This is a genomic window from Planobispora rosea, assembly GCF_014648175.1.
In the GTDB taxonomy this organism is placed as follows: domain Bacteria; phylum Actinomycetota; class Actinomycetes; order Streptosporangiales; family Streptosporangiaceae; genus Planobispora; species Planobispora rosea.
In genome coordinates this window covers 287,909-300,162 of sequence record NZ_BMQP01000001.1, presented here as the reverse complement: position 1 = coordinate 300,162, position 12,254 = coordinate 287,909, and the positions used below count along the sequence as shown (strand labels likewise).

The following is a 12,254-nucleotide window of genomic DNA, read 5'->3' as shown; positions in this document are numbered from 1 at the left end:
TCGCGACGAGCCCGTGACCAGCAGGGAGCACGACGTGACGACCCCGTCCGGGACGCAGGCGATCGACCGGGCCGCGCAGTTGCTCGTCCGCGTCGTCGAGGCGGGCGAGCCCCAGCCGTTCACCACCCTGCTCACCGAGTCGGGGCTGCCCAAGAGCACCGCCTCCCGCCTGCTGTCGGCCCTGGAGCGGCACGGCCTGCTCCAGCGCGACCGCGACGGCGCCTTCCGGCCGGGGCCGGTGCTCGCCCGCTACGCCAGCCGGTCCGGCAGCGCCGACCTGGCCGTCACCGCCCAGCCGTACCTGGAGCGGATCGGCGGCAAGACCGGCGAGACCGTCAACCTGGCCGTGCTCAGCGGCGGCGCGGTCGAGCAGATCGCCCAGGTCGACAGCAGCTACCTGCTCGGCGCGACGAACTGGGTGGGACTGCGGGTGCCGCTGCACTGCTCGGCGCTGGGCAAGGTCTTCCTCGCCCACGGCGCGGCCGAGCTGCCCGGCGGCCCGCTGGAGCGCCGCACCCCGCGGACCCTCACCGACCGCGAGGAGCTCGGCCGGGAACTGGCCGGGATCCGGCGGCGCGGGTACGGCGTGGCCCGCGAGGAGCTGGAACCCGGGCTGATCGCCGTGGCCGCCGCCGTACGGGGCGGGGACGGCGCGGTCATCGCGGCGCTGTCGGTCTCCGGCCCCTCTGTCCGCCTCACCCCGGACCGCGTCACCGAGATCGGCGAACTCCTCACCGGCGAAGCCTCCGCCCTCTCCGAAGCGTTAGGAGCCCCCTTTGACCGAGCAAGAGATCCTGCAGGGCCTCTATGACCGGACCCTCGTGGGCGACGCCCCGGCCGTCCTGGACCTGACCGACCAGGGCCTGGCCGCGGGCCTGGCCCCCGAGACGATGCTGTTCGAGGCGCTGATCCCCGCCCTGGAGGAGGTGGGCGCCCGGTTCGAACGCGGTGACTTCTTCGTGCCGGAGATGCTGATCGCCGGGCGGGCGATGGCGGGCGCGATGGAGGTGCTGCGCCCGTTGCTGGCCCAGACGGGCGCGGCGTCGCTGGGCAGGTTCCTGATGGGCACGGTCAAGGGCGACGTCCACGACATCGGCAAGAACCTGGTGAACATCATGCTGGAGGGCGCCGGGTTCGAGGTGATCGACCTGGGAGTGCAGGTGGCGCCGGAGAGGTTCGTGGCGGCGATCCGCGAGCACCGGCCCGACATCGTGGGGTTCTCGGCGTTCCTGACGACGACGATGCCGATGTTCAAGGCGAACATCAACGCGCTGGAGAAGGCGGGCCTGCGCGACCAGGTGATCGTCATGGTGGGCGGGGCCCCGGTCACGCAGGAGTACGCCGACGCGGTCGGCGCGGACGGCTACGCCGCCGACGCCTCCACCGCCGTCCGCCGCGCCAAGGAGCTCCTGGCCGGGCGCCGCGCCGTCGCCGGGACACCGTCATGAGCCCGGCCGCCGTCACGGACCGGCCGAGGAGGTCTCCGTCGTGCACACCGTTCTGAGGTCCCGGACCAGGGAAGTGGTCATCGGCCCCGACCGGCCGTTCTGCGTCATCGGGGAGCGCATCAACCCCACCGGCCGGGCGAAGTTCGCCGAGGCGCTGCGCGCGGGCGACCTGTCCCAGGTGATCGTGGACGTGCGGCGGCAGGTCGAGGCCGGGGCGCACGTGCTCGACGTGAACGCGGGGGTGCCGCTCGCCGACGAGGCCGGGCTGCTCACGTCCATGATCAAGCTCATCCAGGGGCACACCGACCTGCCGCTGTGCATCGACTCCTCGGTGGTCGAGGCGCTGGCCGCGGGACTGGCGGTCTACCAGGGCAAGGCGCTGGTCAACTCGGTGACCGGCGAGGACGACCGGCTCGCCGAGATCCTGCCGCTGGTCAAGCGGTACGGCGCCGCGGTGGTCGCGCTGGCCAACGACGAGACCGGCATCCCGGAGACCGCCGGGCAGCGCCTGGAGATCACCGGGAAGATCGTCCGGGTGGCCACCGAGGAGTACGGCATCCCGATGGAGGACATCGTCATCGACCCGCTGGCGATGACCGTCGGCGCCGACACCGACGCGGTGAACGTGACGCTGGAGACCATCCGGGCGATCCGCGACGCCTACGGGCTCAACATGTGCCTGGGCGCCTCCAACGTCTCCTTCGGCCTGCCCGACCGGCACGCGCTGGGCGCCGCCTTCCTGGCGATGGCCGCCGCGGCCGGGCTGACCAGCGCCATCATGAACGCGCTCGCCCCCGAGTGCGTGACCGCCGCCCGCGCCGCCGACCTGCTGCTCGGCAACGACCCGTGGGGCGCGAACTGGATCTCCGCCTACCGGGCCCGGCAGGGATGACGGAACAGGGCCCCGCAGCCGGGCGCGGCCCCGGAACCGGCCGGGACACCGGGTCCGGGCGCGTACGGCTGCGCCTGCTGGCCGAGGGCAGGCCGCCCCGGGAGGTGAGCGTGCCACCGGGGGTGAGCGTGTTCGAGGCGGCGAGCTGGAACGGCGTCGCGATCGACTCGACGTGCGGCGGGCACGGGACCTGCCGCAAGTGCAGGATCAGGGTGACGGCCCGCGGCGCGGACGACGGGAACGGCGTGAGCGCCACGGGCGAGGCGGGCGACCCGGGCGACCTGGGTGAGGCGGGCGACCCGGACGGCGCGGGCTGCCCGGTCCCGGTCTCCCGGCTGGATCCCCGGGCGTTCGGCCCGGAGCAACTGCGCGAGGGGTGGCGGCTGGCCTGCCTCGCTCGGGCCGTCTCGGACCTGGAGGTGGAGATCCCCCCGCTGGCCACCCGGCCGAAGGCGGCGACCGTGGGGGTCGGGCGGCAGGTCATCCTCCGCCCCGCCGTGCAGAAGCGCTACGTCGAGCTGGCCGAGCCCACCCTCACCGACCAGACCCCGGACCTGGAACGGCTCCTGGCCGCCCTGGACGACCTGGAGCCGGTGCCGGACCTGCACGCCGTACGGGCGGCGGGAAAAGTGATGCGGGCGGCGGACTTCAAGGTCACCGCCGTGGTCGTGGACGACGTCCTGATCGACGTGGAGCCCGGGGACACGAGCGGGTCGCGCTACGGGGTGGCGTTCGACCTGGGGACGACGACGGTCGTGGCGACGCTGCTGGACCTGTCGTCGGGGACGCCGGTGGCGGTGCGCTCGATGCTCAACCTCCAGCAGCCGTCCGGCGCGGACGTGATCTCCCGGATCAGCGCGACCATGCTGGACCCCTCGGCGCTGGACCGGCTGCGGGACGCGGCGCGCGAGACGATGGACCAGCTCGCGCGGGAGGTGTGCGAGGAGGGGGGCGTCTCCCCCGGGCACGTCTACGAGGTGGCGCTCGCCGGGAACGCGACCATGGTCCAGCTCGCCCTGGGCATCGACCCCGAGCCGCTGGGCGTGGCGCCGTTCGTCATGGCCACCCGAGCACTGCCCGCCCTGCTCGCCTCGGACCTGGGGCTGCGCCTCCATCCCCGGGCGCGGGCCGTGGTGCTGCCGGCGCTGGGGGCGTACGTGGGCGGGGACATCGTGGCCGGGGTCCTGGCCTCCGGCATGGACCGGGACCGGCGGCTGCGCCTCTTCATCGACGTGGGAACGAACTGCGAGATCGTGCTCGGCCCCTTCGAAGGCCGGGCCGGCCGCCTGCTGGCCACCGCCGCGCCGGCGGGCCCGGCCTTCGAGGGGGCCCAGATCCGCTGCGGCATGCGCGCCTCGGCCGGGGCGATCGAGACCGTGCGGCTCACGCCCTCGGTGGAACTGGGCGTGATCGGCGACGTCGCCCCGGCGGGCCTGTGCGGGTCGGGGCTGGTGGACGCGGTGGCGGAACTGCTCCGGGTCGGGCTGCTGGACCGCTCGGGCCGGTTCGTCCCGGAGGCGCAGGCCGTACGGCTGGCGCCCGAGCTGGCCGGGCGGCTGACCACGGTCGGCGGGGAGCGGGTCTTCACCCTGGCCGGGGACGTCTTCCTGTCCCAGCGGGACGTGCGGGAGCTGCAGTTCGCCAAGGCGGCGATCGCGACGGGCTGGCGGTTGCTGCTGGCGGAGTACGGCGCCGCGGAGAGCGAGATCCAGCAGGTCCTGCTGGCCGGGTCCTTCGGCTCCTACCTGTCGCCGGCCTCCGCCGTCCGCGTCGGACTGGTCCCGGATCTGGCCCTGCCCCGGATCGTCAGCGCGGGCAACGTCGCCGGGGAGGGCGCGAAGCTCGCCCTGCTCTCGGTCCAGGAACGCGCCGGGGCCCTCGCCCTCCTGGAGGAGATCCACTATGTCGAACTCTCCGACCGCCCCGACTTCAACGACCGCTTCGTCGACCTCCTCGCCTTCTGAGGCCGGGCCTGAGGCCGGGCCTGAGGCCGGGCCTGAGGTGGGAGTGGTGGCGTGCGGGGCGTTGGCGGGGCACGTGCGGGACATCGCGGAACGGCGGGGATGGGCGGTGGAGGTCTATCCGCTCGCCCCGCTCCTGCACAACCGGCCCGCCGCCATCGCCGCCGCGGTCGAGGCGGTGGTCGAGGACGCCAAGGGCAGGCACCGGCGGCTGGCGGTGGCCTACGCCGACTGCGGGACCTACGGAGCCCTCGACGAGGTGTGCGGGCGGCACGGGCTGGTACGGCTCCGCGGTGAGCACTGCTACGACGTCTTCGCCGGGCGGGAGGTGCGCGAACTGGCAGAAGAGGAAGCCGGGACGTTCTTCCTCACCGACTATCTGGTCCGTACCTTCCGGCGCTCCGTCGTCGCCGAACTCGGCCTCGACCGCCACCCCGGCCTCCGCGACGCCTACTTCGCCCACTACCGCCGCGCCGTCTGGCTGGCCCAGCGCCCGACCCCGGACCTGCGCGCGCGGGCCGTCCGGGCCGCCGCGGTCCTGGGCCTGCCCCTCCTGGTCCGCGAGGTCGGGGACACGGGCCTGGAACGCCGGCTGGCGGAGCTCGTGGAGTCGGACTCATGACACCGGGCCCGTGGAACCGGACTCATGGGACCGAACTCGCAGAACCGTGCCCGCAGAACCCCTCGGAACGCTCGCGGAACAAGGCTCGCAGAACAAGGTTCGTGACACCGGCCTGCCCTCGCGGTCATATTCCCGCCGCCCCTCCCGTCACCCCATTGACAGGCCAGGGGACGAGGAGAAGTGTCCGGGTATATCTCCGCGAGTCTGCGCAGCCAGACTTCCGGCGGCAGGTCATCGAGCGTTCACGGGCCCAATGACTTCTCGGTGGCACCGCCGTGCCCGAAACACGACGCGAGCGACTGGAGAGATCGGTATGTCCGCTCCATCCGACCCGACTCAAGGGACATCGGCGTCCCTGTCCGGCGTGACCGACCTCGAGCAGCACCTGCGCGAGGAGACCGTCCAGGCCGACGGGAAGGGCTCCGAACAGCACGAGGCGACCGGCCTCTACCAGGAGGCCCAGTGGCAGCTGACGCGCGGCAGATACCGCAGCGGCGGCCAGGGCTACCAGCTCGAACTCCGGGTGGACGTCGACGGGACCCGCCCGCAGAACCGGGTCAGCGCCGACTTCTTCTCCATCAGCGGGAGCACGACCTCCTACTTCGGCTCCTTCATCGTGAACTCCCCCACGGTCGCCGTCACCGCCGAGCAGGTCGTGCTGGAGGGCCGGGGGATCTTCACCTTCACCGCCGGCGCCCCCCGCGTGCGCGTGACCATCCCCCGCCGGACGACCGCGCAGCCCCAGGCCGACGCCACCGTGCAGTTCCTGACCGACTCCGGTCAGCCCGGCGCGAGCTACGCCTGCGCGTTCGTCTCGCCGTACTTCCGCAGCGTGATCCTGGAGCAGGACTCGGTGACCGGGTCCGTGCCGTTCGTCTCCTACGACACCGCGTCGCTGCCCCAGCCCCCGACCAGCCAGGCGCGCGTGCTCACGGTCGTGCGGTCCTACGCCGAGGCGGGCATCGAGCTGCAGATGTCGGGCATCTCCAACATCATCACCGACGCTCCCGGATCCGACCTGCGCTGGGACGACGCGGAGCTGCACAACGCGATGGTGCAGCACTTCAGCGGCCACGCCAACGTTCCGCAGTGGAAGGTGTGGATGCTGGTCGCCAGCGCGCACACCGGCGGCTACCGCGGGATCATGTTCGACTACAACGACGCCAGCCAGCGTCAGGGCGCCGCCGTCTTCTACGACGCCATCAAGGGGGACAGCCCGCAGGCCCAGCGCGCCCAGCTCCGCACCTACGTGCACGAGATCGGCCACGCCTTCAACCTGCTGCACTCCTGGCAGAAGAACCTGGCCGTACCGCCCCAACCGCTCGGCCCCAACGGCGGTTTCGCCGACCTGAGCTGGATGAACTACGTCCAGAACTACCGCCCCGTCTCCGGGGCCGGGGGCGAGGCCGCCTACTGGGCGGCGTTCCCGTTCCAGTTCACCGACAGCGAGCTGGTCCACCTCCGCCACGGCAACTACCGCGATGTGATCATGGGTGCGAACCCCTTCGCGACCGGAGCGGCCGAGATCTCTCCGGAGCTGTTCGAGGAGCCGGTCGAGGACTGGTCGGGTCTGGCCCTGCAGGTCCGCACCAAGGAGACCTTCGCCTTCGGCGAGCCGGTGGTCGTGGAGCTCAAGCTCCGCACCACCGACCTGCGCGGCCGCAGCACCCACGGCCACCTGCACCCGGACACCGACTTCACGCACATCGCGATCACCCAGCCGTCCGGCCGGACCGTGCTCTACCGGCCGATGATGCGCCACTGCTCGGACGACATGACCACGATCCGGCTGGACGAGAACAACCCGGCGATCTACCGCAGCGCCTACATCGGCCACGGCGCCGACGGGCACTACTTCCAGCAGCCCGGCGAGTACCGCATCCGGGCCCAGTACCTGGCCGGCGACGGCTCCCGGATCGTCTCCCCCGTCTGCGTGCTCCGGGTCCGCTATCCCGTCGCGCAGGTCGACCAGGAGGTCGCCGAGCTGATGCTGGGCGAGGAGGCGGGCACGCTGCTGTCCCTGCTCGGCTCCGACTCCCCCTGCCTGGCCTCGGGCAACAACGCGCTGCGCGAGGTGATCGAGCGGTACGGCGACCATCCGCTCGCCGTGTACGCCCGTATGGCCCAGGGCATCAACGCCGAGCGGGAGTTCAAGGACATCACCGCCGACAAGGAACTGAAGATCCGCCGGCCCGACACCAAGGAGAGCATCCAGCAGCTCACCGCGGTCGCGGACGCGTCGGCGCAGGGCGCGGGCGTCGACAACATCACGCTCAACATGGTGATGCGCCGCCTGGCCCGCGCCCAGGCCAGGCAGGGCGACCTGGAGCAGGCCACCGGCACGATCGACAGGATGGTCCGTACCTTCGAGTCCAAGCAGTTGCGTCCCCCGGTGCTGGAGCAGATCCGCGAGCAGGCCGAGCACACCAAGGCGACGCTCCTCGCCGAGGCGGGAAAGGGCCCCGCCCAGAGGAAGCAGTGACCCGGCGAGCACCGGCCCACTGTGCGGTGACCACGGAACCTCTGCAGTGCTCATGGAACGGTGACCCGAGAAGAGGTGACATGTCCGTCACGGGTGGCATGATCACCGGGAAACCGAGAAGGAAGACGCCGTGATCCGGATAGAACTGACCGCTCCCGGCGGGCCGTACCCCGCCGGGAAGCCGGTCCCCGTGACCGTGTCCGTCGTCAGCACGTCGGACGTTCTGCTCGTCGGCGTCCTGGACGGCTCGGAGGACGGCAGCCGCTACCCCCGCTACCGGCCCTCGATCTCCCGCGACGGCCGGACCGTCGCCGCCCCGCCCGCCCCGGAGGACCCCCTCGTCGGCCCCCTGCGGGTCTCCGACTTCGTACGGCTGGCGCCCGGCGAGCCCTTCGACCCCTGCATGACCCGGACACTGGCCACCTTCGAGACCTTCGTCCCGGACGCTCCCGGCTCCTACACCTACGAGCTGACCCTCGACACCGAGAGCGACACCCCCGAGCAGTGGCTCGGCCGCGTCGGCCAGACCGGCGCCCCCGAGGTCCTGGCCCTGGTCCGCCAGGTCCCCCGCCTCCGTGTCAGCGCGTCCCCCCTGACCGTCGAAGTCCGGTCGGCGATCCAGGGTTGAAGCCCCGGGCCTGCGCCTGTCGGTCCTGCCTGAACGGCGGGCGCGGGACGCACTGCCCCTGACTTCCGCGGCGGGACCGTCGGGCGGCGTCAGGACGATCTTCATGTCACGCGGTGCCGCCACAACTATCGATCATGAACCGCCGTGTTAACCGGCGTTGCGGAAGTGGCCGTTGTTCCCTTCCGCCCGGCCCGCGATGCTCCCACTTGTTGGGGTTTGCGTTGTGGACACCATTGCGCACACCACGACACAGGATTCGGGTCTCGCAAAAGCTCTCAGCCCTCGGCTGCGGCCCTCTCAAAGCAAGGAGATCTGATGAGACGTTCCAGCGATACCCGCCCTCACGTGGTGGAGACGCGCTGCGCAAGCGCCGGGAGACGGTGATGGAGCCCACCGAGATCCTGCCGATCGTGGCGATCTTCTCGGTCGTCACGGTCGAGTTCGGCGGGCACGCGCTGCTGCGCTTCATCACCACCGACCCGGACCGGTTGGGAGCCTTCCGCGAACGCTTCTTCCGGGCCGGTCACGCCCACGCCGGCGTGCTCTTGATCCTTTCTCTCGTCTACCTGCTGTACCTGCCCCGCGCAGGCTTCGGCGACGGCCTGGAATGGGCCTGCGGCGCCGCTCTGCTGGGCGGGGTGCTGGCCCAGTCGGGCGGGTTCTTCCTGCATCTGGGCATCGGCCAGCAGGGCCGCAGCTCGGCCGGAACGCTGCTCACGCGGACCGGCGCCCTGCTCCTCGCCGTCGCGCTCATCGCCCTGGCGGCCGGGCTCATCCGGGCCGCGTGAACCTCCGGGCGAACAGAAGACACCTTCACGAGCGCGCCGGCCGGCATCGCGGAAATCCCAGAACGACGCCCCATCGGAGTCACTGTGCACCCCTCCCCCACCCTCAGCCGCACCCGCGGCAACCTCGCCCTGATCTCCCTGTTCCTCGCCACGTTCGTCCTCGGCAGCACCGAACTGGTGGTCGTCGGCGTCCTGGACCTCATCGCCGCGGACACCGGCGTGACCGTCAGCACCGCCGGCACCCTGGTCACCGCCTACGCCCTGGGCCTGTGTCTCGGCGGGCCCGCGCTGACCGCGGCGACCATCCGCCTGCCCCGGCGAACCCTGCTGTGGGTCTGCATGCTGGCCTTCCTCCTGGCCACCCTGGCCATGGTGGTCACGACCAGTTTCGCGCTCCTGCTCGCAGCCCGGGCGGTGGCCGGGGCGCTGCACGGCGCCTTCGTCGGGGCGGCCTTCGCCGCGGTCGGCGTGCTCCTGCCCGCCGAGAGGCTGGGCCGGGGCATCGCGGTCGTGCTCGGCGGGATCGCGGTCTCCACCGCCATGGGCGTTCCGATCGGCACCCTGGTCGGCCGGGCGCTCGGCTGGACCGGCGCCTTCACGGTGATCGTCGCCGTCGGCGTGGTGGTTCTGGCCGGTCTGCTGCTGCTGATGCCGTCCGTCACCACCGCCGGTGGCGGCGGGGCGGCGAGGCTACACCCGCAGGTCCGCTCGGCGTTCGCGCCCCGTGTGCTGGTCATGCTGGCGATCGGCGTGCTGCTGCTGGGCGGGCAGTTCACCGTCTTCACCTACATCACTCCCTTCCTGCTTGAGGTGACCGCCATCTCGGACTCCGCGGTGAGCGGTTTCCTGCTGGCCTACGGCGTGGCCACGGCGATCGGCACGTTCGCCGGCGGCTGGGCGGCCGACCGCGACGCCTCCCGCACGCTGCTGGTGTCCAACGTCGTCCTGATACTGGCGCTGGGCCTGCTGTATCTGGCCGGCGCCGTTCCAGTCCTGACCGCCGTGGCACTGCTGGTGTGGGGGCTGGTCGGGTTCGGGCTGGTGCCGGCGCTGCAGTACCGGGTGGCCACCCTGGCCGGCCCGGCCCGGGACCTGGCCGCCAGCCTGCCCGCCTCCGCGGTCAACGCCGGCATCGCCGCCGGCGCGCTGCTCGGCGGCTGGGCCCTGACCGGCAGCGGCCTGTCCGCGGTCGTCGTCGTCGGCCTCCTGATGTGCCTGGCCTGCCTGCCGTTGACGTGGCTGACCGGACGCTGGAGCGCGAACCGATAGTCGGCAGGCCGACCGACGAACGCGCTTCCACCTGCCGGAAACGCAGAAAGCCCCCGTCGTCCATGGGGTCCACATCGCATCTCGAAAGGGTCGACCACGTGAAAAAGCAGGCTATGACGACTCTTGCGGTCGTTCTCGCCGCCGTACCTCTCGCCGCGGCACGCCCGGCAGCGGCCGAGCCGTCCCTCTCTCCCGCGAAGGGCCCCGCGGTGACGGAACTCCGCGTGGAACGATTCGCCTCACGCGACCCTGGCTCGGTGAACACCTACTGGATGCAGGCACCGGAGGGATTGGTCCTCGTCGACACCTTACGCACGCCCACCGACGCCCGGCAGGCCCTCGCTCGCATCCGCGCCACCGGCCGGCCGGTGGCGGCCATCTTGCTGACCCATGTCCATCCGGACCATGTCGGAGGGGCGGGCGTCTTCCACCGGGCGTTCCCGCGGGCGCCGATCTATGCGTCCGAGGCGAGCGCCGAGGCCATGCGGGAGGACGCGCGCGGGCTCTACGCTCTGACGCGATCCCTGCCTGGCTCCGGCTTCCCCGAGAAGCTCACCTATCCCACCAGGGTCTTCCGTGCGGGCGCGACGCTGACGATCGCCGGGATGACGGTACGGACCATCGAGTTCCCCGACGCCGAGTCGGATGCGGCCACCGTGTACTACCAACCGGGAAGCCGGTCCTTGTTCCCCGGCGACCTCCTCGGCAATCGAGTGACGCCCGCGCTGCTGGAAGGCCACAGCTGCGGCTGGCTCGTTCAGCTCGACCGGCTGCGCACCTCGTCCCTCGGGGCGGGCACGGCGTATCCCGGCCATGGCGCTCCCGCTCCGGCCCGCGACCTGATCACCCGGCAGCAGACCTACATCAAGCACTTTCGCGGGCTGGTCAAGCCCACCGTGGCGAAGGACTCCCCGGCAGGCCCTCACGTGACCGACGCCGAGCGCCGTGCCGTCATCGCCGCGATGAGGCGCGCCTATCCCGGCCATCCCCCCGTCGCGTCCCTTCCGACGCTGATGGAGGAGAACGTGAAGGCCGTGGCCGCGGAGATCGCCTCGACCGGGTCGGCCGGACTCCCCCGGGTCTGTCGCTGACCTGCACCCGTCGTGATCAGCTGCGCCGCGCGGCCGGCTGACGGCAGTCGGCCTGTGAGTGGCGAGGGTCTATGAGGGTCTATGCTGTCGCGGCGACGCCGGTAACACTGCGGTTCATGATCGGTGGGTGTGATGGAGCTGCGCGATATCGAGATCTTCCTGACACTCGCCGAAGAGCTGCACTTCACCAGGACCGCCGACCGGCTGCACGTGAGTCCGGCACGGATCAGCCAGGCGATCAGGAAGCAGGAGCGCGAGGTCGGCGCCAAGCTGTTCGAACGCACCAGCCGCAGCGTGCGCCTCACCGCCGTCGGCGAACGGCTGTACAGCGATCTGCGGCCTGCCTTCCGCGGACTGCACGAGAGCATGCGACGCGCCAAGCTGGCCGCGCGGGACGAGAACGACGCGCTGCGCATCGGCATGCTCTCCAGCAACGCCTACGATCTGCGCACCTACTGGGAGGCGTTCCGCGCCCGCCACCCGCAATGGCGGCTGCGCATCCGCCACAACCCGTTCATCGACCCGTTCGCACCCCTGCGTCACGGCGATGTCGACGTCCTGGTCTGCTGGTTGCCGGTGGAGGAGCCCGACCTCACCGTCGGCCCGGTCGTCTTCACCGAGTCCCGGGTCCTGCTCGCCGCGCCCGGTCACGACCTGGCCGCACACGCGTCCGTCTCGATCGAGGCCCTGGGCGACTTCGGTGTCCTGCGCGCCTCGCAGGCTCTGCCCGACTACTGGGAGGACGCCTTCATCCCGTTCCAGACGCCCAGCGGCCGTCCGGTCGAACGCGGCCCGGCCGTCCGGCAGATGGACGACATCCTCACCATCGTCGGCGCCGGGGAGGCCGTCCACCACCTGGGCGCCCACGCCGCCCGGTACCACGCCCGCCCGGACGTGCGGTTCCTGCCCGTCCGCGACGCCCCGCGTCTGCGCTGGGGCCTGGTCTGGCGCAACGACACCGCGTGCGATCGCATCCTGTCCCTGGCCCGAGTGATCCGCGACATGGGAACCGCCGACCTCTGACCCTGAAAAGCGCCTTCCGGAGCGATCGGTTCCGGCCGGGAACCGGATGG

The 12,254-nt window shown here is 71.9% G+C and carries 11 protein-coding genes; all 11 read left to right on the top strand.

The window, feature by feature from the left end:
- Positions 1 to 34: 34 nt before the first annotated feature.
- Complete coding sequence (locus IEZ08_RS01305; RefSeq protein WP_068928516.1) at positions 35 to 811, top strand: IclR family transcriptional regulator; 777 nt, start codon at positions 35 to 37, stop codon at positions 809 to 811.
- A complete protein-coding gene (locus IEZ08_RS01300; protein ID WP_068922040.1) occupies positions 777 to 1,448 on the top strand; it encodes a cobalamin B12-binding domain-containing protein in 672 nt (223 codons plus the stop codon). The genes IEZ08_RS01305 and IEZ08_RS01300 overlap by 35 nt, the downstream gene beginning before the upstream one ends.
- A gap of 40 nt (positions 1,449 to 1,488) precedes the next feature.
- The gene (locus tag IEZ08_RS01295; protein WP_189241485.1) at positions 1,489 to 2,340 is read left to right on the top strand and encodes a dihydropteroate synthase; all 852 of its coding nucleotides are present in this window, start codon (positions 1,489 to 1,491) and stop codon (positions 2,338 to 2,340) included.
- Positions 2,337 to 4,304: an ASKHA domain-containing protein gene (locus tag IEZ08_RS01290; protein ID WP_189241484.1), complete on the top strand. Its 1,968-nt coding sequence runs from the start codon at positions 2,337 to 2,339 to the stop codon at positions 4,302 to 4,304. Before IEZ08_RS01295 ends, IEZ08_RS01290 begins: the two co-directional genes overlap by 4 nt.
- Before the next feature lie 106 nt (positions 4,305 to 4,410).
- Complete coding sequence (locus IEZ08_RS01285) at positions 4,411 to 4,923, top strand: DUF1638 domain-containing protein (RefSeq protein WP_203863193.1); 513 nt, start codon at positions 4,411 to 4,413, stop codon at positions 4,921 to 4,923.
- A 364-nt stretch (positions 4,924 to 5,287) separates the two neighbouring features.
- Positions 5,288 to 7,405, top strand: a complete 2,118-nt coding sequence (locus IEZ08_RS01280; RefSeq protein ID WP_068922038.1) for a hypothetical protein — start codon at positions 5,288 to 5,290, stop codon at positions 7,403 to 7,405.
- 130 nt (positions 7,406 to 7,535) lie between these two features.
- Positions 7,536 to 8,033, top strand: coding sequence for a hypothetical protein (locus tag IEZ08_RS01275; protein ID WP_068922037.1), 498 nt, complete (start codon positions 7,536 to 7,538; stop codon positions 8,031 to 8,033).
- 383 nt (positions 8,034 to 8,416) lie between these two features.
- Complete coding sequence (locus IEZ08_RS01270) at positions 8,417 to 8,821, top strand: hypothetical protein (protein WP_189241482.1); 405 nt, start codon at positions 8,417 to 8,419, stop codon at positions 8,819 to 8,821.
- An 84-nt stretch (positions 8,822 to 8,905) separates the two neighbouring features.
- On the top strand, positions 8,906 to 10,090 hold the full coding sequence (locus tag IEZ08_RS01265; RefSeq protein WP_203863194.1) for an MFS transporter: 1,185 nt from the start codon (positions 8,906 to 8,908) through the stop codon (positions 10,088 to 10,090).
- Positions 10,091 to 10,203: 113 nt separating this feature from the next.
- Entirely contained in the window at positions 10,204 to 11,181 is a 978-nt protein-coding gene (locus IEZ08_RS01260) for an MBL fold metallo-hydrolase (RefSeq protein WP_084779687.1), read from the top strand.
- A 132-nt stretch (positions 11,182 to 11,313) separates the two neighbouring features.
- Positions 11,314 to 12,204 (top strand): LysR family transcriptional regulator, encoded by an 891-nt coding sequence (locus IEZ08_RS01255; RefSeq protein ID WP_068922033.1) that lies wholly within the window; start codon positions 11,314 to 11,316, stop codon positions 12,202 to 12,204.
- Positions 12,205 to 12,254 lie beyond the last annotated feature (50 nt).

Bases quoted from the DNA above. Each gene is read 5' to 3' on its own strand.
- IEZ08_RS01255 (WP_068922033.1), top strand. From the start codon at position 11,314: ATGGAGCTGCGCGATATCGAGATCTTCCTGACACTCGCCGAAGAGCTG.
- IEZ08_RS01260 (WP_084779687.1), top strand. From the start codon at position 10,204: ATGACGACTCTTGCGGTCGTTCTCGCCGCCGTACCTCTCGCCGCGGCA.
- IEZ08_RS01270 (WP_189241482.1), top strand. From the start codon at position 8,417: ATGGAGCCCACCGAGATCCTGCCGATCGTGGCGATCTTCTCGGTCGTC.
- IEZ08_RS01290 (WP_189241484.1), top strand. From the start codon at position 2,337: ATGACGGAACAGGGCCCCGCAGCCGGGCGCGGCCCCGGAACCGGCCGG.